The sequence below is a fragment of the Rodentibacter rarus genome (assembly GCF_001998965.1).
Lineage (GTDB): Bacteria > Pseudomonadota > Gammaproteobacteria > Enterobacterales > Pasteurellaceae > Rodentibacter > Rodentibacter rarus.
Genome location: NZ_MLHJ01000090.1, coordinates 1 through 20,920, shown reverse-complemented (window position 1 = coordinate 20,920; position 20,920 = coordinate 1). Strand labels below are relative to the sequence as shown.

The following is a 20,920-nucleotide window of genomic DNA, read 5'->3' as shown; positions in this document are numbered from 1 at the left end:
GGTATTATGTAGCAAATGCACAAAACAGAAATTTTAACCAAAACGTAGGGATACACTGCGTGTGTCCGTTATAAAATCAAATTATTTCAATAGGTTAAAATTCGGACACACGCAGTGTGTCCCTACAAGTAACAAAAAACAACGTTGTGCAACTGCTGCATAATACCGTATTTTTTCACCGCACTTTCTTGAAATCCCCTGATAGCGTTTGACAGCTTTTTCCCTTCCCCCTATTATCTCGCAGATAATGTTACACCCATAATGACAAGGAATAATGCAATGATTGCTTACACCTTTTTATCTTTATTTACCCTTGCGGCAATAATTTTTATCATCAATTCCCATTACCGATGGACTTATCTCTTTGCCATTTCGTTATTTGTTTTCTTCTTCGGCGGAATGCTTGCCCTCACTGGGCAATGGCAACGCGCGCTTAATTTCGCCTCCGTCCTCTTTGTTGCATTGATGTTATTCCACCGCTTGAAAATCCATTATTACAAACAGCCCTTACTCATTTCCGATTTTTTTCTTGTGGTGGATTGGCGAAACTGGGAAACCCTTATGCACTATAAAGGGGCATTAGTCGGCGTGATAGGTTTGCTTGGCTTACTTGGCTATGCCATTTTCGGCTGGGCTCATGTTGAGTCAGTCGGAGCATTTGGTCATATTCTCGGGGGAATATTATTTCTCGGCAGTTTTGCTTTAATGTGGCATTATTCTAAAAATCCTCAGGCTTTGCAGGTTTGGTTAGATTCCCTCCCCGATGACGGACGTGATGTCTTTTTAAATTTACCGATGTCTTGCCGGGGGATATTCTTTAAAGTGCCACAATTCCTCGGAGAAGGTGAAAATTTTACGAAAAAAATGACCGCACTTTATGCTGAGCAAACAGAGCAAGCGCCCACCACCAAGCCGGATATTGTGGTGGCGTTGTTAGAATCCACCCTGAATCCGCATCAATTTGCTTTCACCCAACAAAATATTCCCCCTTTACCAATGTTTGAACAGCAAAATGACACGGTATTTATCTCACCATTACGGGTGCATACTTTTGCCGGTGCCACTTGGCGATCGGAGTTTAGTTTTCTTGCCGGCGTGCCTTGTACAGATTTTGGCGCATTAGCCAGTGGCGTGTTCTATTCTGTTGTGCCACATTTACAATCAAGTTTTGTTAAAAATTTACGGGTACAAGGTTATTTTTGTGTCGCACTTTCGCCTTTCACCAAAGGTAACTACAACGCAAAATCCGCTTACGATCATTTTGGTTTTGATTTAATGTTACAACCGCAAGATTTAGGCTACCCTGCCCCTTTGAGTAAAAATTTGTGGACGATCAGCAGTGAAGAAATGATGACATACACCAGAATGATTTTAGAAAAACAACATCCTTCACTCGAAAAAATTAATCAACCTCTGTTTGTCTATGTGTTAACCATGCGTGAGCATGGTCCTTATCGTTTGGATATGGAAAATCGCTACAATCTTGCGATGCCAAATCTCAGTGATAAAAGTATTTCCGCCCTCAATGATTACACCCAACGTATTGTTGCCCTAAATGACGCCATTGAGAAAATGGATGATTACTTACACCAACGCAATAAGCCCTTTGTTTTTGGTTATTTTGGCGATCATCAAGTGGCCTTTGATAACGCTATTCCTGCCAAAAAAGGCGATTTACCTTTGCCGGATTACATTACCCAATTTGTGGTAAGAACGAATGTTGATACCACTTTTAAACAAGAACAGGATTTTCTCGATCTTGCTTTTGCCGGCGGGGTATTGCTGGATGTAGCAGGGCTAGCGGCACAAGATGATTTTATGAAAGCGAATAAAGCGATGCGTCATCTAAGCAGCGGCAAATTGGAAGACTGTGCCGATAGCCAATTGGTCAATGATTATCGCCACTATCTCTACCAACAACTGAAAATTACACAGTAATGTTAAATTGTTGCAAAAACTTGTCGAATTATTATCCAATCTTTCATTATAATGAGAATGAGTTTTCAACAATAAGGAGCTTATTATGAATCTAAAAACTCTCTTGGCATTAACCTTAACGGCGGTATGCACATCGGCTGTGGCCCATGCCCAAACTACCGATAAATCGATTGAAGTGAAAGTTCAACAGCTTGATCCGGTAAAAGGAAATAAAGAAGTGGGGACTGTCACCATCACCGAATCGGCTTACGGTTTAGTCTTTACTCCAAATTTACAAGGCTTAACCGAGGGCTTACATGGTTTCCATCTTCACCAAAACCCAAGCTGTGAACCAAAAGAAAAAGACGGCAAACTCACCGCAGGTCTAGCCGCCGGTGGTCACTGGGATCCAAAAGAAGCCAAACAACACGGTTATCCATGGCAAGATGATGCCCATTTAGGGGATTTACCGGCATTAACCGTATTACATGACGGCACCGCAACCAATCCGGTGTTAGCCCCACGCATTAAACATTTAGATGAAGTGCGTGGCCGTTCCATGATGATTCACGCCGGTGGTGATAACCATTCCGATCACCCAGCGCCACTGGGTGGTGGCGGAGCCCGTATGGCGTGTGGTGTGATTAAATAAATTGATTTTTAGAAATGCAAGAGATAGCCTTGACAAATCTAGCAGTTACAGTTTTAATTTCCCCTAAATTTTCATATAAAACAGATGAGGTCGTCATGAAAAAACTCTCACTCGCTACAACTGTAGCAATATTACTGGCAAGTCTGGTTGGCTGCTCAACTCAAACCTATATTGTGTCTGAACAATCCGCTCAAGAAAAAGCAAGTTTCGATAAAATGCAACATTTCTTTGTTGCCGGCATTGGGCAACAAGTTGAAAAAGAGACCAATGAGGTTTGTGCCAATGGCAGCACGGCTAAAGTACAAACACAACAAACTTTCTTAAACGGGTTATTAAATATGATTTCTTATGGCATTTATAGCCCGAGAGATATGAGAATCTATTGCAAAAAATAAGGAATGATATGATGAAAAAATTTTTAATGACGCTTTTAGCCACTACCACCTTACTACTTTCTGCTTGTTCAACTCAAACCGCCTATGTAAAAAGCCAAACCGGTAAATTAACGCTTGAAGATAGCCAAACGTTCTTCCTATTTGGTGTCGGTCAAGAAGAAACGGTGAATGCCGTAAAGGTTTGCGGAAGCGAAGAAAAAATTGCGAAAGTTGAAAGCGAATTAACAGGCAAAAATATCTTATTGGGCATAGTGACTTTGGGTATTTACACCCCTCGTACGGCTCGTGTTTATTGCCAATAATTTAAAATTAAGAAAAAGCTAATGTTATAAATTTATACATTAGCTTTTTTATTGAGGATTTGACACCCTTTTTTCTTCTGTCTATTTATTATAAAAAGAGTTTGGGTTGAGGTCAGTGAATAGGACAATATGGAATGTAGAATCCATATGCCTTTTTATACCGGAAAGAGAAAATTCTATCAATAAGATAAGTAAAAAAACAGTCTTGTTTTTTTACTTTTATTTTGTGCAAATTAAGGGGGAATGACGCTGATGAAGAGAATAAAAATGCCATTTACTTCGGCACGCCACGCAAAAGCGGGATCGGTTCATAAGGTGCGATAGACGTTGGTGCCGGAGTATCGTTAAACAGTAAAATAAATGGTTTTGGTGGGACGATACGTTCATTTCGCCATAAACTTCCCATACCGACAAGTTGAATGTCTGAAGGTAAATGGCGTAAACCTTGCTGCAAAACGGCAACCGTATTTTTACGGGGATGTCCAATAACGATAGCCGTCCCCTGTTTTCTCGCATACTGAATTGCCGCTTGGAACTGACGCTGTACATCCGCTAATTCATTGCTATCATCCAAGAAAATATGCCGTTCAAGGGAACGTACTCCTTGTTCTTTCGCCATTTTCCCGGCAACAGAACGCCCAATGGTTCGGCTATCTAAAAAAAACAAATGTTGTGTGCGAAGTGCGCTCATAAGGTGGCGCATTAATGTGCTGTCTGCTGTGGCGGCACTGCCCATATGGTTATTTATTCCAATGGCATAACTCACCACGTTTTTGGCTTGTTGAACCCGTTGAGCCACTTGTTCTGCCGACATACCCAAATGTAGCCCACCTTCTTCAATTTTCATTTGCCCCATAGGTTGCATCGGCATATGAATAAGAATATCACGCCCTTGCTTTTTGGCTTCTTGATTACGCACTTTGGCATAGGGGGCGACAGGGATAATCGCCACAGAAATCTCACGAGGCATAGCAAAAATTGCCGCATCTTCTTTAGGGTGATACCCTACATCATCAATGACGATGGCCAATTTACTTTGTGAAAACGCACCGATTGAAAAAAGGGTTAGGGAAAAAACAATGAAAATTTTGACCGCACTTTTGAGTAAAACCGCCATTATTTTATCCACCCCGCAGGATTAACCGGTGTTCCTTTACGGCTAATCCCGAAATATAACGCCGGACGGGAAAGTTCACCGGTATTGCCCACCTGAGCAATAGTTTGACCGGCAGACACCAGCTGATTCGGTTTAACGAATACCGCTTGGTTAAAGCCATATAAACTCAAATCACTGTCGCCGTGTTTAATGATCACCATATAGCCATAGCCGTTAAGTTGTCCGGCAAGAATCACTCGCCCGGCGGCAATCGCACGTACCGGTGTGCCATTTGGTGCGGCAATCACCATTCCCTTCCAGCGTGCCTCTCCGGCTTGAGTTGAACCAAAGGCATAGAGTATTGAACCATTCACCGGCTTACTATATTGGCGTTTGGCTGTCCCTAAGCCACCGGAACTATTAATCAACTGACGCTCTTGTGCTGTGGGTTTATAGGGTTTGGCAGTCCGTTTTTCTTCCGCTTGTTTGCGCTGAGCCAAGGCTTCCCGCTCACGTTGTTCTTGTTGGCGGGCGGCTTGTTCGGCACGTTGAATTTCTTGGCGTAATGACGTTTCATTAGCCCGCAAACGCGCTAATTTATTTTGATCTTGATGAATGGTTTTATTGATTTCATTTAGTGTAGATTGACGTTCACGCTGAATTTTTTCTAATTCTTGCTGTTGTTTTTTTTGACTAGAAAGCTGATCTTTATGGGTTTGTTGCTGCCCCAAAATCGCCTCTTTCTGTTTCACAATTTGCATTTGTGTGGCTTGCAAATGATGAATCATTTCAATTCGGGTTTGGTTTAAATGTTCATAGTACACTTTCATACGCGATGCTTTTTGGGCATCTTCCGAGAGCATTCTCTCTAACACGGAAGGATTTAATCCCGAGCGATAAATCATATCCATTTGTTTGGCAAGCTTGGCTTTTTGCTCACGTTCTTGCTTTTCTAAAAGTTTGAGTTGTTTATCCGCATCAGTAATTTGTTTGCGAATTTCTTTCAAACTCAGTTCGGTTTCACGCAATTTTCCTGCTACAGAATTTATCTGGCTTTCTTGATTTTTTAAGGTGGATTGAAGTTTTGCCTGCGCTCGTTTTTGTTCCGCCAATTTAGACTCTTGTTGTTTGATTTGTTGTTGAATTTGATTGAGATCGGCACTTTGGCTACCGACTGAAAACAACAACGCACCACAACCAAAAAGTGCGGTCAACATCGCTGATGTTTTTAGGCGGAAGAGAGAAAATGACATAAATCATCCTAATTCACAAAACTGCGCAAATCTTATCATATTTGTTGAAAGGCGAAAAAGTTTCACACGGATTTTTTGCGAAAGATCAGGAAATTCTGCCTTTTTGCTTTTAAATAACGGCATTTTTTGCTATAAAGTGCGCATTCTTTTTTACTTAAAATATTAGGAGAACCCTATGGAATTAGTATTCATTCGTCATGGTTTTAGTGAGTGGAATGCAAAAAATTTATTCACCGGTTGGCGTGATGTGAATTTGACCGAACGCGGTGTAGAAGAAGCCAAGGCTGCGGGTAAAAAATTATTAGATGCCGGCTATGAATTTGATATTGCGTTCACTTCCGTATTAACCCGTGCTATTAAGACTTGTAATATCGTGTTAGAAGAATCCCATCAATTATGGATTCCTCAAGTAAAAAACTGGCGTTTAAACGAGCGTCACTACGGTGCATTACAAGGCTTAGATAAAAAAGCAACGGCAGAACAGTATGGAGATGAACAGGTTCATATTTGGCGTCGTTCTTACGATATTTCACCACCGGATTTAGATCCGCAAGATCCGAATTCTGCGCACAATGACCGCCGTTACGCTCATCTTCCGTCAGATGTCGTACCTAATGCGGAAAACTTAAAACTCACCTTAGAACGTGCACTTCCATTTTGGGAAGATCAAATTGCACCGGCAATGCTTTCCGGTAAACGTGTTTTAGTGGTCGCTCACGGTAATTCACTCCGTGCCTTGGCAAAACACATTATCGGTATTTCTGATGAAGAAATTATGGATTTTGAAATTCCAACCGGTCAACCATTAGTGTTAAAACTTGACGATAAATTAAACTATGTAGAACATTACTACCTTTAATTTTTTATTTAATTCAAAGTGCGGTTAGTTTTAGCCGCACTTTTTGTTTAAGGAAAGAGAAATGAAAAAGTTAGCTTATATTCTTTTTGTATTATTGCCTTTTATGGCAACAACCACCTTTGCCGCCCCTCCTCATAAAAATACCTCAACCAAACAAACAGCCCAACAAGCGAAGAAATCACAAACAAAAAAAAGTACGGAGAAAAACACAAAGAAAAATAATGTGGAAAATCAAAGATCGGTAGGGAAAAAATCAGCCTCAAAACCAGAGAAAAATAAAGTTAAAAAACAAACTGCTACGAATAAAAAATCTACAGAATCGCAAAGTCGAAAAACAGCTCAAAAAGCGATAAAAAAATCGGAAAAAAATAAGAGAGCCGAACAGAAAATGGCACAGAAAAATCCTGAAAAGGCGCAGAATAATACATTAAAAGCCGCTCCCCTTAGCCAAGCCTCAAAAAACGTTATTGTGCCGGAATGTCAAGATAATCAGGTTACTCGGGTTCTCTCTGATGCCTTCCATCGGCAAGGTAAAGTAATGAAGACCCCTATGACGGTGAAAAATCTGAGCCAAATGCGTGAAACCCAATATTATCCTCAACAAGGCATCCGTAGTTGCTATGCACGAGTGGAAACAACCGGTAAAACATATCAAACAAATTACAGTGTAATTTTAAATGGTGGTGGCTTTTTTGTTCAGGTCGAAAATGCGCAGGCAGTATTTTAGACCGTAAAAAATAGGGTGCAGCTCATTGTTGCACCTTATTTACATTTAATTGAAAAAACAATGCCTCGATTTCCCTTTCTGATAGCTCACGATATTCGCCATTTGCGATACCCTCAATGGAAAGTTGCCCAATCGCATAGCGAACCAAACGCAACGTGGGAAAGCCAATGTGGGCGGTCATTCGTCTGACTTGACGATTTCGCCCCTCGCTGATTTTAATTTCCAACCATGAAGTGGGAATGGATTTCCGTTCTCGGATAGGCGGTATGCGGGGCCATAAATTCGGCGCTGAAATCAACCGCACTTTTGCCGGCTTTGTCATACCGTCTTTGAGGATGATCCCTTGTCGTAATAAGGCGAGATCTTGCTCGCTCGGTTCGCCTTCCACCTGCACCCAATAGGTTTTTTCGGTTTTAAATTGGGGATCGGCAAGGCGATGTTGTAATGCCCCATTGTTGGTAAGAATAAGTAATCCTTCACTATCCCGATCTAATCGCCCTGCCGCATAAATATGCGCAATAGGAATGAAATCCTTAAGGGTGGCTCGTCCGTTTTCATCGGTAAATTGCGTGAGAACATCAAAAGGTTTGTTAAACAAAATCACACGGGTTTGTGTCATCGCTTTGGTCTTTGGTTTTGGCGATTTTGATGAATGAAAAGAAACGCCAACGTTCTTTTGGTTTGCGTTTCTCTTATTTTTAGCGCTTCTAGGAGCAAAGGGGGCGTGCATTATTAGTGATTTTTATGGCTGGTGCTATAGAGAATTTTATCCGTATAAGCCAAGGCAATGGCAGACACGAGAAAACCGAGATGAATGAATAATTCCCACATAATGGTTTTTTCAGGAATTTTTGCCGCATTGACAAAGGTTTGAAGTAAATGGATAGAGGAAATACTGATGATCGACATTGATAATTTCACTTTAAGCACGGTCGCATTCACATGGCTCATCCATTCCGGCTGGTCGGGATGATTGCGGGTTCTTAATTTTGATACGAAAATTTCATAGCCACCGATAGTCACCATCACTAATAAATTAGCGATCATTACGACATCAATTAAATTTAACACGGCTAACATAATGGTTTCCGAATCCATTTCATTAACATGAGTAATCAGATACCACAGGGATTTCATAAATTTATAGGCATAAATGCCTTGAACGACAATTAACCCCAAATAAATCGGCAGTTGTAACCAGCGACTGGAAAAAATAATTTTACTCAGCATATTGGATTGCGCATTGTATTTGGAGTAGGGATCGACCTGTGATTGTTTTTGTTCCATTTTGTTTCCTAAATAAAGTTATATTGCTAATAAGAGCTACAAAAAATAGCAGTTTTTTTGAAAATGGCAATAAAAACGTGGATTATTTTGCTTTTTGTGTAACCATCGATAAGCGGCTTAAATCTATACCATTATTTAACAATTCGACATTTGGCATCGTTTTATTGGCTTTAGCGGATAAATCCTTAAAGCGCTCAATTTTTCCGACCAAGCCTTGTTGTCCCACAAAGGCTGTCACCGTGCTGTTATATTGGTTGCTGACGGTGGAAAGGGTATTGCCTAATTTATTCAAACGTTCTGCCACTAAACAAATTTGGTTATAAATCTCACCGGCTTTTTCAGCGATTTCTCTCGCTTCAGCATTGCCCCGTTCAATTCGCCACAAATTTGCTACGGTGCGTAAAATTGGCATTAGCGTAGTGTGCGAAACCATAATGACATTTTTTTCATAGCCATAATTAAAGAGATTTGGATCTTGTTTTAATGCTTCAATATAAGCCGGCTCAAGTGCAATAAACATCAGCACAAAATTAGGGCTATGTATACCAATTAAGTTGCTGTAATCTTTTCTGTGTAAATCATCCATATGATTTTTTAAGGCTTTAAGATGCTCTCGAAGTAAACGATCACGCTCAATTTCATCCACAGAATTGACCGCACTTTCATAGGCATTTAACGACATTTTGCTGTCAATAATCAGGTGTTTTTCATCGGGTAAATTCAACACGAAATCAGGGTAATTCCGTCCGCCTTGCTCATCTTTGAAATGGGCTTGAGCGCTGTAATGCACATTTTCAATCAAGCCGGCAAGCTGTAATGCCCGTTCTAATTGCACTTCTCCCCAATTTCCCAGGGTTTTCTTTTCCCCTTTTAAAGCAGAAGTTAAATTGTTCGCCTCTTGCGACATATTTAAACCGATTTCCAGCACTTTTTTAATCTCTGCTTCTAAGCCCGCATTGCCTTTTAAGGATTCCGAGTGAATTTCATTCACCCGTTTTTGGAAACTCTCAATTTGTTCACGGAAAGGTGTGAGCAACGTTTCCAAAGCAGTTTGATTGGTTCGATTAAAAGACCGACTTTTTTCATCCAAAATACGATTAGCAAGATTTTGAAATTCCACCGCAAGTTGCTGTTTCGATTGTTCAATATTTTGTTGCTGCTCGGCAAAATGCTTTTCTTTTTCCGCCAAGGTTGTTTTTAACCCTGTCAGCTCTTGTGAAAGTGCGGTCAATTTTTCCGTTAAATATTGTTGTTCCTCTTCTTTGCGTAATAGATGAGTTTGGCTCTGTTGTAGCTGGTTTTGTAAGCTTTCTGCTTGTGCCGAGGCAATACCAAAACGCTCTTTCAGCGCCGTGATCTGCGCCGCAATCTGCTCGTTGCGAGCCTGCTCCTCATCTAATTCTTTAGCAAGATAAGCCATTTTTTCATCACGCTCAGCTAAACGGATTTGCAACCCCTCACTTTCTGTTTGAGCTTTCACAGTGCGCTGCTCCAACAGATTTTTTTGTTGATTGAGCAAATCAAAACGCTCGGCAAGTTGATTAAAATCACTATTGGTTTTATTCAAATCTTGCTGTAATTCTTGCACATCACGTGAACGGCGGGCGAGTAAAAAACAGAGCATAATCAGAATAAAAAGCGATATACCAAGAAGTATAAGAAAAGAAGGGGTTATCCACATTGTCATAAGAATCCTCAAAATTTTTGCAGATTTTATCACATGAGATGAACTCACTCTAATAGGGAATATTTTAAAAATATTGACTACACGTTAATTTTAGACTGCGTATTGATGCAAAGAATGTCTTCATCTATAAAGGTCATAAAATTTCATCATTTTTATTGTAGCTAGACTTAAAAAACATACGCTATACGTATGGAATCAAATAGCTTAAGCGATGAATAGAAAAATCCTCACTGTATAATGAACAAGGCTGACAACCAAAATTCAAAATATAGGAGGACGAGTCATGGTAAGTAAATCCGATGACGATTTAAGTCTATTAAATATAAAAGAACGGTAAGTATTATAAATATAGAAGAAAAGCCATTTATGGCAAGATAAGAATGGATATAGGTAGTATATTAAGGCAATTATGCGACTATAAAAGTGGAGAAATAATAGAAACACAGGCAATGAGAGATCATATTCATATGTTGGTCAAGATTTCCCCCGAACTTGGCAGTATCAAGTTTTGTGGGCTATCTGAAAGGGAAATCGTCGTGAATGATATTAGAAAGGAATGCGAATTTAAAATATAGGTATGGAAATTGGCATTTTGGGGCGAAGGAGATTATGTAAAAGTTCGATGGGTTTAAATACAAAGATAGTGGAAGAATATATAAGGAATCAAGAAAAGGAAGATATAGTTCAAGATAATTTATTGAGGAAAGAGCATATGACCCCCTTTAAGAGGTGAAGTCATTGTGTGGTTGTCTGTTTTTCATATGCCCCTAGAGGGGCAGTTAAGTTCTAGAGCCTTATAGGGTAGTCTAAAAATCGCACGTTTTACGTGCGGATTGTTATTTTCCCTATTTGGCATTAAAAAATAGAGAGAGAAATAAATTAGGAGAAAAACATTTGGAAAATTGACTTCACTTTAACTTGCAACAGTCGGTAAATAACCGGTCTGGATTAAGAATGGAATGACCATTATCACTATGCCAATCATCAACGCAAACACTAAAGCAATGTTTCCGCCCATTACTCGATAAGCCAGTTGGGGATTTTTTTGACGGGTACGCCATGCCAATCCTATAGGTAAAATCAAACAGTAAAAGGCACACAACAAGCCTGCATAGCTTAATGCGGTGATAAAACCTTTGGGGTAAAATAGGGCAAACACGAGCGGTGGCAGGAAGGCTGCAAGGGTGAGCGAAAGTCGGTTATGCGGCAAATGATAGCGTTTAAATAAATCCCCTAAACCTTCAAATACGCCAAGCATTACACCAAGAAAAGAGGTGATAAGCGCAAGTGCAGAAAAAATACGTACCACTTCACCCATTATATTTGAGCCGGTAATTTCACGCACGGCATTGACTAAACCATTTAAGGTAGGCTCTGCTTGTAAGATGCGGACAAATTCACTTTGGCTCAATACACCGTGGGTCGCCAGCTGCCACACTAAATAGGCAATCAGTGGAATTGCCGTGCCGATCAGAATTGCTTTGCGAAATTGCGCAACGTTGCCGTCTAAATAGCTGTTTATGCTTGCCATAATTACGTGGAAACCGAAAGAGGTGAAAAAAATCGGTGCCGCAGAAATCACAAAGGCATAATCAAGGGGCAATGCCATCAGGTTATCTGTTGCTACTTTAGGTAGCATCATAAACAGTACAAAAGCAAAAGCGAGTAATTTACCGATGAATAATAATCGGGTGATGCCGTCCACTCCTTTTGTGCCGATCACTACAAAAGAACCGAGGACTACGGTAAAAATAATAATGGAAGTTTTAAGGGGGAGTACTTCCATTCCCAGTGCGGTTGGGAGCCCTGAAAGCAAGGAACCTCCCCCGGTGATATAGGCTGCGGAAAGCGCATAAAGTAAGACAAGCAAACTGAATGTGGCAAGGATTCTTCCCGGTACACCGAAGTATTTTTCTGCGAGTGTTGCTACGCCATCATTGAGCTGATCGGCGGTTTGATACACTTCCACAAACAATAAACCACTATAAACGAGCAATGTCCAAAGCCCGACTAATAACAAAATGGTGTAGCCAAAGCCCATTCCTGCGGATGTCAATGGCATTGCAAGCATTCCTGCCCCAATGGTTGTGCCGGCAATAATTAAGGCACTTCCGAATGTTTTATTTTTTAGCATAAAATTAACCTTATATTTATGTTGTGTTTGAAAATTAAAGATAGTGATACGTTGTGTGTTCGTTTATAACATATTGAAATAATTGAATTTAATAATGAACATATGCAAGGTGTCCTATATCCCCAAAAATGCCATTAAATTTGACCGCACTTTTCTTTGTAATGATAGCGACAAACGGAAAGGTAGGTGTCGTTTCCGCCAATTTGGATTTGTTCCCCCTCTTTGACGATTTCGCCATTTTCTGTGAGACGAAGCACAAAATTCGCTTTTCGTCCGCAATAGCAGATGGTTTTTAATTCTTCCAGTTGATCCGCCCAAGCCAACAAATATTTACTTCCTTCAAATAATTCTGCTTGGAAATCGGTGCGTAATCCGTAACACAGCACAGGGATGCCAAGTTTATCGACCACATCACTTAATTGATATACTTGTTGTTTGGTGAGAAATTGGGCTTCATCAATCAGCACGCAATGAATTTTTTCCTGTTGTAAATGTTGATTGATTTCACGAAACAAATCAGTACCGGCATTAAATAAATTCGCATCTTGAGAAATGCCAATACGGGACGTGACTTTTCCTGCGCCGAAACGATCATCTATCGCTGCTGTATAAACCATCGTATTCATATTGCGTTCACGGTAGTTATAAGAGGATTGTAATAGTGTGGTGGATTTTCCGGCATTCATCGTGGAATAGTAAAAATACAATTTTGCCATTATTTAATTATCCATTTCCAAACGTGGTAAGTGAGAAAGCCGGTAAAAGGGGGCAATGCGGCAAGCAATAATACGCCATAAGTCGTGCCTCCGCCCACTTGTCGCCCTGCAAAGGTGAGAATATTCACGATATCGCCACTTGAAGAGGTGAAAACCCATACGCCAATGGCGATTAACACAATAAAGCAAGCGATGCCTGCCGCACGCATTGCACGAAATTTAATTTCTTTCATTCAATTCTCCTTAAATTGCCGAGAGTTCTGTCATAGGCCAACGCGGTTTGACTTCTATCGCCAATTCATTGTGCTGACCTTGTTTTAACCGTAAAAAGCCGGTATAGGCAATCATTGCGCCGTTATCGGTACAAAATTGTGGTTGGGGGTAGAAGACTTCGCCTTTTAAACCGTGCATTAATTTTGCTAAGGTTTCACGCAATCTTTTGTTGGCACTCACGCCACCGGCAATAACCAAGCATTTGTAGCCTGTTTCTTTTAATGCTCGCTTACATTTGATGGTTAAAGTATCCACTACCGCTTCTTGAAAGGCATAGGCAATATCCGCTTTAGTTTGTTGGGTTAATTCCCCTTCTTCTTTGAGTGCTTGGTTGATGGTATTGGCGGCAAAGGTTTTCAAGCCGGAAAAACTGAAATCCAACCCGGGACGATCCGTCATTGGGCGTGGAAAGGTGAAACGGTTAGGCGAGCCTTGTTGCGCCAATCGAGAAAGTGCTGCACCGCCTGGATAATCTAAGCCGAGTAATTTTGCGGTTTTATCAAAGGCTTCCCCGGCAGCATCGTCAATAGATTCGCCAATGACTTCATAACACCCTACGCCATCCACTCTCACCAATTGCGTGTGTCCACCCGAAACCAGCAATGCCACAAAGGGGAAGTGCGGTCGGTTTTCATCCAGCATTGGGGCAAGCAGATGTCCTTCCATATGATGTACGCCAATCGCCGGTACATTCCATGCATAGGCAAGGGCGCGGGCAATAGTCGCCCCTACAAGCAATGCGCCCACAAGCCCGGGACCGCTGGTATAAGCCACGCCATCAATGTCTTCCGGTGTTAGATTTGCTTCGGCTAATGCTGCTTGAATGAGTGGGGCGGTTTTGCGGATATGATCACGCGAAGCAAGCTCCGGCACCACGCCGCCATAATCTGCATGGAGCGCAACTTGGCTATAAAGTTGATTCGCAATGAGTCCTTTTTGTTCATCATAAATCGCCACCCCGGTTTCATCACAGGAGGTTTCGATGCCTAAGATTTTCATTGATTTTCTCAATTTAGTTTTTAAAATAGGCGCAATTTTACCTTGTTTAAGCGGTTTTAACCAGTTGAAACCATGAATTAAGGCAAATTACGCATTCTTTCCTTTACTTCTCCCCTGAAAGTAGATTAGAATTGCGACCTTTATTGGATTTGCCATCTTGTGGCATAGATAAATTTTTAAATTGCAATTAAATTAAACTCATTGAGGTGATTGGCTTATGCCTGTAATTAAAGTACGTGAAAACGAATCCTTTGACGTAGCGTTACGTCGTTTTAAACGCTCTTGCGAAAAGGCCGGTATTTTGGCTGAAGTTCGTGCTCGTGAATTCTATGAAAAACCAACTACTGTTCGTAAACGTGAAAAAGCAACGCTTGCAAAACGTCACGCAAAGCGTAACGCTCGTGAAAATGCGCGTAATGCTCGCTTATACTAATTAGTAGTATTTTCTAACTCGAGTTATACAAACCGTGATTCCTTTGGTATCACGGTTTTGTTGCTTTAAAATTTGGTCAAAAATGACTGCACTTTCACATCCTATTTCAAGGAGACAAAGGCAATGAAAGGCTCTATTCCTCGTCCATTTATTGATGATTTGTTGACAAAATCTAATATCGTTGATGTGGTAAATGCTCGCGTGAAATTAAAAAAAGCCGGGCGAGATTATCAGGCCTGTTGCCCTTTCCACCACGAAAAAACGCCTTCTTTCACGGTGAGTGAGAAAAAGCAGTTTTATCATTGTTTCGGGTGTGGCGCACACGGCAATGCGATTTCCTTTTTAATGGACTACGACAAGTTAGAATTTGTGGAAGCCATTGAGGAACTTGCGGCGATGGCTGGGTTGGAAGTGCCTTATGAAAAACGAGCTAACACCGCAAATCAGCACGCTCAAATAAGCTATCAAACCAAACGTAATCTGTATGAATTAATGAAAGCGATTGCGATGTTTTATCAAGCGCAGTTGCCTTTCCATATTCCGGCACAGCATTACTTGCAACAACGTGGACTATCCCCCGACATCATTGAGCGTTTTCAAATTGGCTTTGTGCCGAATTCGCTAGATACTGTATTACGAAAATTTGGTATTAACCGTGAAGAACAGCAGAAACTACGTGATCTTGGTATGCTGTCGCAAAATGAACGAGGTAATGTTTACGATAAATTCCGCAATCGAATTATGTTCCCTATTCGGGACAAACGTGGGCGAACCGTGGCATTCGGTGGTCGGGTGTTGGGCGATGAAAAGCCCAAATATTTAAACTCACCGGAAACCGTCACCTATCACAAAGGCAGTGAGCTTTATGGCTTATATGAAGCCTTGCAAAGCAATGATGAACCGGCAAAATTATTGGTGGTGGAAGGTTATATGGACGTGGTGGCTTTGGCTCAATTTGGAGTAAATTATGCCGTTGCCTCTCTTGGGACTTCGACGACATCAGAGCAAATTCAGCTGCTTTTCCGTTCCACGGAGCAGGTGATTTGTTGTTATGACGGTGATCGTGCTGGACGGGATGCCGCCTGGCGAGCGTTGGAAAATGCGTTGCCTTATTTGGAAGACGGACGACAAATTAAATTTATTTTCCTGCCTGATGGCGAGGATCCCGATACTTATATCCGCCAATACGGCAAAGAAAAATTTGAAGAATACATTGAACGTGCACAATCGCTCACCGATTTTCTTTTTGCTCATTTAAGCCCACAGGTGGATTTTTCCACAAAAGAGGGACGAGGTAAATTAGTCGCCCTTGCCTCCCCTTTAATTCGCCAAATTCCGGGTGAAGCCTTGCGCTTATCTTTACGTAATACGCTGGCACAAAAGCTCGGGATTTTTGATGAATCCCAACTGGAAAGTTTAATCCCTAAACATACGACATTCCCCGAGCCAATAAGTCGTGATTCTCAATCAAAAATGAAACAAACACCAATGCGGCTTGTGATTTCCCTTTTGTTACAAAATACCCATTTAGTGAATCGCATTACTGAAGCGGGGCTTATGGCGTTGAGAGGGGAAGCTGGTTATGATTTATTAGAAAAATTGACCGCACTTTGCCGCTCGCGGGAGGGGATGACTATGGGGCAAATCCTTGAACATTTTCGTGATACGGAATACAGCCGCCCCCTTGAAATTTTAGCCACATGGGAGCATTTACTGGACGATAAAGAAATCATTAACGCCTTTTCACAAAATTATCGCCGCTTGAATATTCAAGCCATTGAACGTGATATTGCGATGCTGATTGCAAAAGAGCGATCTGAGGGATTAACGGAACAAGAAAAACAAGTGCTTGTCACGCTTATTAGCGGCAAAGAAGAACAGAAAAAACAGTTAGTTAATCCTCTATAACAGTGATAAAATCCTTCGCCAAAAAAGCGAAAAAATTCATCCATCAAAAACACGACGACACAGGTATAAAAATGGAACAAAATCAACAATCTACTGCGGAACAGTATTCAGAACAAATTGAACAACTGATGGAATTAGGTCGAACGCAAGGTTATTTAACCTATGCAGAAATTAATGACTTGTTGCCAGAAGATGTGGTCGATCCTGAATATTACGATAAATTACTCCAAACTTTGCAAAATGATGCCGGGATTCCGGTGTTGGATGAAGCACCGGAAAGTGATGATATGATGTTAAACGACACGATTCCGGATGAAGATGCCGTAGAAGAGGCGACACAAATTCTCTCTAATGTGGAATCGGAAATTGGTCGCACAACGGATCCTGTGCGTATGTATATGCGCGAAATGGGGACAGTCGATCTCTTAACGCGTGAAGATGAAATCAGCATCGCCAAACGAATTGAAGAAGGCATTGATGAAGTTCAAACTTCCATTGCGGCTTACCCTGAAGTACTCAATGACCTACTCAATCAATACGCTAAAGTCGAAGAAGGTAATTTTCGCCTTGCCGATCTCATTTCAGGTTTTGTGGATCCCAATATCGTCACGGAAGAAACGCCTGAATTGTCGGAAAATTTTGATGAAGATGAAGAAAGTAACACAACAGACGTTGATATTGACGATAACGAAGAGGAAGAAGAGGATAACGATTCCACAGCGGACAACTCGGATAGTGACAACACTATCGATCCTGAAGTCGCGCGTGAGAAATTCACCGAGCTTAAAACACAGCACGCTAAAACTTTGGCCGCCATTGCCAAACACGGACGTGATCACAAAAAAGCACAGGAACAAGTTGTTTTACTCGCTGAAATTTTCAAACAATTCCGCCTTGTACCAAAACAATTCGATTCACTTGTGCTATCTATGAAAAATATGATGAAACAAGTGCGAGTCGAAGAGCGCCAATTACAAAAAGTGCTAATTGATATTGCGGGTATGTCAAAAGAAGAATTTGAAAGCCTTATAACAACTTTTGGTAGTAACGATGCTTGGTTAGATAAAGCCTTAAAATCCGCTAAACCTTGGGCAAAACGTTTACCAAAATATGAAGAGCGCATTCGCCAAGCATTAGCAAATTTATCTGCTTTTGAAGAAAGTTCAAAACTCACCGTTCAACAAATGCGTACTATTTGTGATGCGGTGGCACGTGGAGAACAAAAAGCCCGCCGAGCCAAAAAAGAAATGGTGGAAGCCAACTTACGTTTGGTGATTTCTATTGCGAAAAAATATACTAATCGTGGCTTACAGTTCTTAGATTTAATCCAAGAAGGTAACATTGGTTTGATGAAAGCCGTGGATAAATTTGAATATCGCCGAGGCTATAAATTCTCTACCTATGCCACTTGGTGGATTCGTCAAGCCATCACACGCTCTATTGCAGATCAAGCCCGCACGATTCGTATTCCGGTTCATATGATTGAAACCATCAATAAACTTAACCGTATTTCTCGTCAAATGTTGCAAGAAATGGGGCGTGAAGCGACACCGGAAGAATTGGCAGAACGTATGGGAATGCCGGAAGATAAAATCCGTAAAGTATTAAAAATTGCCAAAGAACCCATCTCAATGGAAACCCCTATCGGTGATGACGATGATTCACATTTAGGTGATTTTATTGAAGACAACACCCTTGAATTACCATTAGATTCCGCCACAGCACAAAGTTTGAAAGTCGCAACTAATGAAGTGTTGGAAGGGCTCACACCACGTGAAGCGAAAGTATTACGTATGCGGTTCGGTATTGATATGAATACGGATCACACACTTGAAGAAGTGGGTAAACAATTTGATGTAACACGTGAACGTATTCGTCAAATTGAAGCAAAAGCCTTGCGTAAACTTCGCCATCCTAGCCGTTCGGAAACCTTGCGTAGTTTCTTGGATGAATAGTTTCACACAATGAAAATCGTTTTTTTGTGGATGAAATCGTATTTCACTCCCTTGTTTTTAGATTAAAGAAGGCGACCTTGAGGTCGCCTTTTGTGAGTGATTAAAATTTTAAATAAAAGTCTTTCGTGAGCTCAATAAATTCGTCAGTATAAGAATTTTTCTCATTGTAAATCACAATTTGATCACGCACTAATTTTTGTGATTGTCTGGAAAAAGTGATTAACATTCTTTGTGGCGATTTCCCGATTTTCGTGATGATCTCTACTTGTTTGATACAAGAAAGTGCGGTCAGTTTTTTGAGCGTTTTGGCCGCCTCATAGGGCAGAACAAAACTGATTTTTCCCTTTTCAGATAAGCGTTTAGCCCCCCAATTCAACCAGTCTAAATGGCTTTGTTTCGTATATCGGGCGAGTGTCCGCTCCTCGTTTTTACATTCCACGCCTTGTTCAAAATAGGGTGGATTGGCAACAATGAGATCAAAGGTTTTCGAAGTGCAATGTAAAAAATCTCGCACATCCGTTTGAATAAGATGGATCTGCTCTTTCCAAGGTGAAATCGCAATATTTTCTCGTGCTTGTTGAGCAGCAGCGGGATCTAATTCAACGGCATAAATACGGCAATCTGCCGGGCTCCGTTGTGCAAGCATTAATGCCAGCAAGCCTGTTCCGCTTCCCATATCCAGTATATTTTTGCAATAGCTCACATCAGCCCAAGCCCCCAGTAAAATACCGTCAGTGCCCACTTTCATTGCGCAACGTTGCTGATTAATGTGAAATTGTTTAAAGGTAAAACTACTCATAAATATGTCTTAAATTGACCGCACTTTCCTGTTTATTTTTAGGCATCTCGGGGCTTTTCGAGTATAATTCACGCCAATTTTAACAAAGAACCGTACAATAATGAATTTTCCCCAATTTGAGCAATTTGACTTTTCCCCTGAACTTCTTCAAGCGCTGGAAAAAAAAGGCTACTCACGCCCAACAGCGATTCAATTGAATGCAATCCCTGCGGCAATGGAAACTCGTGATATATTAGGTTCTGCGCCTACGGGGACAGGAAAAACCGCTGCATTTTTATTACCGGCATTGCAACATTTGCTTGATTATCCACGCCGTAAACCTGGTCCGCCAAGAATTTTGGTACTCACGCCCACTCGAGAATTAGCCATGCAGGTGGCACAACAGGCGGAAGAATTAGCGCAATTTACCCATTTAAAGATCGCCACCATTACTGGTGGTGTCGCGTATCAAAATCATGGTGAGGTTTTTAATACCAATCAAGATTTGGTGGTGGCAACACCAGGGCGCTTATTACAATATATTCAGGAAGAAAATTTTGATTGCCGTTCGGTGGAAATCTTAATTTTTGATGAAGCCGACAGAATGTTACAAATGGGGTTTGGTCAAGATGCGGAAAAAATTGCGGCAGAAACCCGTTGGCGTAAACAAACCTTATTGTTTTCTGCCACCCTTGAAGGGGAATTGTTGGTGGATTTTGCCGAACGCTTGCTTAATGATCCTGTAAAAGTGGAGGGCGAACCAAGTCGCCGTGAACGAAAAAAAATCAATCAATGGTATTACCACGCTGACAGCTATGAACACAAAGTGAAATTACTGGCGCGTTTCATTGAAACGGAAAATGTTCATCGTGGTATCGTGTTTGTACGACGTCGTGAAGAGGCTCGAGAATTATCGGAAATTTTACGCAAGCGTGGGATTCGTTCCACCTATTTGGAAGGGGAAATGGCACAAACCCAGCGTAACCATGCTATTGATAAATTAAAATCAGATATAGTGACAGTGTTAGTCGCAACGGATGTAGCAGCGCGTGGTATTGATATTGATGATGTTAGCCACGTGATGAATTTTGATCTGCCATACAGTGCAGACACTTATTTGCACCGAATTGGGCGTACCGCTCGAGCAGGCAAAAAAGGGACAGCAGTTTCTTTTGTGGAAGCTCACGATTATAAATTGCTCGGCAAAATTAAACGCTACACGGAAGAAACCCTAAAAGCCCGAATTTTGGAAGGCTTAGAACCCCGCACCAAACCACCGAAAGACGGTGAAATTAAATCGGTGACTAAAAAACAAAAAGCCCGCATTAAAGCCAAACGTGAAGAAAAGAAAAAAGAAGAGGCGAAGAAAAAAGTGAAATTACGGCACAAGGATACAAAAAATATTGGCAAGCGGAGAAAGCCGAGCTGTAACGAAGCCCAAGTATAAAAATAGAGTAGATAGGGTGGTAAAGTGATTTGCCACTTTTTTATACTAAGTACGAGATTTAACTGAATAAACTAGGATATTTACTGTGAAAATCTAAACCTC

The 20,920-nt window shown here is 41.1% G+C and carries 20 protein-coding genes and 1 pseudogene; 11 read left to right on the top strand and 10 right to left on the bottom strand.

Features of this window, described 5'->3' with window-relative positions:
• Positions 1 to 279: 279 nt before the first annotated feature.
• From BKK50_RS08995 to BKK50_RS08980, 4 genes are all read left to right on the top strand, one after another.
• Positions 280 to 1,938, top strand: a complete 1,659-nt coding sequence (locus tag BKK50_RS08995) for a sulfatase-like hydrolase/transferase (RefSeq protein ID WP_077417378.1) — start codon at positions 280 to 282, stop codon at positions 1,936 to 1,938.
• An 85-nt stretch (positions 1,939 to 2,023) separates the two neighbouring features.
• Complete coding sequence (sodC, locus tag BKK50_RS08990) at positions 2,024 to 2,569, top strand: superoxide dismutase family protein (RefSeq protein ID WP_077417376.1); 546 nt, start codon at positions 2,024 to 2,026, stop codon at positions 2,567 to 2,569.
• Between the two features lie 95 nt (positions 2,570 to 2,664).
• Complete coding sequence (locus BKK50_RS08985) at positions 2,665 to 2,964, top strand: Bor family protein (protein WP_077417375.1); 300 nt, start codon at positions 2,665 to 2,667, stop codon at positions 2,962 to 2,964.
• 8 nt (positions 2,965 to 2,972) lie between these two features.
• Positions 2,973 to 3,266: a Bor family protein gene (locus BKK50_RS08980; RefSeq protein WP_244149441.1), complete on the top strand. Its 294-nt coding sequence runs from the start codon at positions 2,973 to 2,975 to the stop codon at positions 3,264 to 3,266.
• A gap of 274 nt (positions 3,267 to 3,540) precedes the next feature.
• On the opposite strand, the gene BKK50_RS08975 is transcribed toward BKK50_RS08980, so the two are convergent.
• Both BKK50_RS08975 and envC read right to left on the bottom strand, forming a co-directional pair.
• Positions 3,541 to 4,383 (bottom strand): divergent polysaccharide deacetylase family protein, encoded by an 843-nt coding sequence (locus tag BKK50_RS08975; protein ID WP_077417371.1) that lies wholly within the window; start codon positions 4,381 to 4,383, stop codon positions 3,541 to 3,543.
• Positions 4,383 to 5,615 carry a murein hydrolase activator EnvC gene (gene envC, locus BKK50_RS08970; protein ID WP_077417369.1) on the bottom strand — a complete coding sequence of 411 codons (1,233 nt, stop codon included), beginning with the start codon at positions 5,613 to 5,615 and terminating at the stop codon, positions 4,383 to 4,385. The genes BKK50_RS08975 and envC overlap by 1 nt, the downstream gene beginning before the upstream one ends.
• A gap of 175 nt (positions 5,616 to 5,790) precedes the next feature.
• Here envC and BKK50_RS08965 point away from each other — a divergent pair, with 175 nt between their 5' ends.
• On the top strand, positions 5,791 to 6,474 hold the full coding sequence (locus BKK50_RS08965) for a 2,3-diphosphoglycerate-dependent phosphoglycerate mutase (RefSeq protein WP_077417367.1): 684 nt from the start codon (positions 5,791 to 5,793) through the stop codon (positions 6,472 to 6,474).
• A gap of 61 nt (positions 6,475 to 6,535) precedes the next feature.
• Complete coding sequence (locus BKK50_RS08960; protein ID WP_077417365.1) at positions 6,536 to 7,201, top strand: hypothetical protein; 666 nt, start codon at positions 6,536 to 6,538, stop codon at positions 7,199 to 7,201.
• A gap of 22 nt (positions 7,202 to 7,223) precedes the next feature.
• Here the strand turns inward: BKK50_RS08960 and BKK50_RS08955 are convergent, their stop codons facing one another.
• From BKK50_RS08955 to BKK50_RS08945, 3 genes are all read right to left on the bottom strand, one after another.
• On the bottom strand, positions 7,224 to 7,931 hold the full coding sequence (locus BKK50_RS08955; protein WP_077417363.1) for a pseudouridine synthase: 708 nt from the start codon (positions 7,929 to 7,931) through the stop codon (positions 7,224 to 7,226).
• Between the two features lie 2 nt (positions 7,932 to 7,933).
• Positions 7,934 to 8,488 (bottom strand): TIGR00645 family protein, encoded by a 555-nt coding sequence (locus BKK50_RS08950; RefSeq protein WP_077417361.1) that lies wholly within the window; start codon positions 8,486 to 8,488, stop codon positions 7,934 to 7,936.
• An 82-nt stretch (positions 8,489 to 8,570) separates the two neighbouring features.
• Positions 8,571 to 10,112, bottom strand: a complete 1,542-nt coding sequence (locus BKK50_RS08945) for a DNA recombination protein RmuC (RefSeq protein ID WP_370597097.1) — start codon at positions 10,110 to 10,112, stop codon at positions 8,571 to 8,573.
• A gap of 346 nt (positions 10,113 to 10,458) precedes the next feature.
• Here BKK50_RS08945 and tnpA point away from each other — a divergent pair.
• Positions 10,459 to 10,908: pseudogene (gene tnpA / locus BKK50_RS08940) on the top strand (IS200/IS605 family transposase).
• Between the two features lie 180 nt (positions 10,909 to 11,088).
• On the opposite strand, the gene BKK50_RS08935 reads toward tnpA, so the two are convergent.
• The 4 genes from BKK50_RS08935 to tsaD all read right to left on the bottom strand — a co-directional run bounded on the left by BKK50_RS08935 (position 11,089) and on the right by tsaD (position 14,297).
• On the bottom strand, positions 11,089 to 12,309 hold the full coding sequence (locus tag BKK50_RS08935; RefSeq protein WP_077417357.1) for an aromatic amino acid transporter: 1,221 nt from the start codon (positions 12,307 to 12,309) through the stop codon (positions 11,089 to 11,091).
• Positions 12,310 to 12,443: 134 nt separating this feature from the next.
• Positions 12,444 to 13,025: a thymidine kinase gene (locus BKK50_RS08930; RefSeq protein WP_077417355.1), complete on the bottom strand. Its 582-nt coding sequence runs from the start codon at positions 13,023 to 13,025 to the stop codon at positions 12,444 to 12,446.
• Positions 13,025 to 13,258, bottom strand: coding sequence for a hypothetical protein (locus tag BKK50_RS08925; protein ID WP_077417353.1), 234 nt, complete (start codon positions 13,256 to 13,258; stop codon positions 13,025 to 13,027). The genes BKK50_RS08930 and BKK50_RS08925 overlap by 1 nt, the downstream gene beginning before the upstream one ends.
• A 10-nt stretch (positions 13,259 to 13,268) precedes the next feature.
• Complete coding sequence (gene tsaD / locus BKK50_RS08920; RefSeq protein ID WP_077417351.1) at positions 13,269 to 14,297, bottom strand: tRNA (adenosine(37)-N6)-threonylcarbamoyltransferase complex transferase subunit TsaD; 1,029 nt, start codon at positions 14,295 to 14,297, stop codon at positions 13,269 to 13,271.
• A gap of 217 nt (positions 14,298 to 14,514) precedes the next feature.
• Here tsaD and rpsU point away from each other — a divergent pair, with 217 nt between their 5' ends.
• The 3 genes from rpsU (at position 14,515) to rpoD (ending at position 18,593) form a co-directional block, all read left to right on the top strand.
• On the top strand, positions 14,515 to 14,730 hold the full coding sequence (rpsU, locus tag BKK50_RS08915; RefSeq protein WP_077417349.1) for a 30S ribosomal protein S21: 216 nt from the start codon (positions 14,515 to 14,517) through the stop codon (positions 14,728 to 14,730).
• A 123-nt stretch (positions 14,731 to 14,853) separates the two neighbouring features.
• The gene (dnaG, locus tag BKK50_RS08910; RefSeq protein ID WP_077417346.1) at positions 14,854 to 16,638 is read left to right on the top strand and encodes a DNA primase; all 1,785 of its coding nucleotides are present in this window, start codon (positions 14,854 to 14,856) and stop codon (positions 16,636 to 16,638) included.
• A gap of 71 nt (positions 16,639 to 16,709) precedes the next feature.
• Complete coding sequence (gene rpoD / locus BKK50_RS08905; RefSeq protein WP_077417344.1) at positions 16,710 to 18,593, top strand: RNA polymerase sigma factor RpoD; 1,884 nt, start codon at positions 16,710 to 16,712, stop codon at positions 18,591 to 18,593.
• Positions 18,594 to 18,693: 100 nt separating this feature from the next.
• Here rpoD and BKK50_RS08900 read toward each other — a convergent pair whose 3' ends face one another.
• On the bottom strand, positions 18,694 to 19,392 hold the full coding sequence (locus BKK50_RS08900; RefSeq protein ID WP_077417342.1) for a tRNA1(Val) (adenine(37)-N6)-methyltransferase: 699 nt from the start codon (positions 19,390 to 19,392) through the stop codon (positions 18,694 to 18,696).
• A gap of 100 nt (positions 19,393 to 19,492) precedes the next feature.
• On the opposite strand from BKK50_RS08900, the gene srmB reads away from it, so the two are divergent.
• Positions 19,493 to 20,818 carry an ATP-dependent RNA helicase SrmB gene (gene srmB / locus BKK50_RS08895; RefSeq protein WP_077417340.1) on the top strand — a complete coding sequence of 442 codons (1,326 nt, stop codon included), beginning with the start codon at positions 19,493 to 19,495 and terminating at the stop codon, positions 20,816 to 20,818.
• The last annotated feature ends 102 nt before the right edge of the window (positions 20,819 to 20,920 follow it).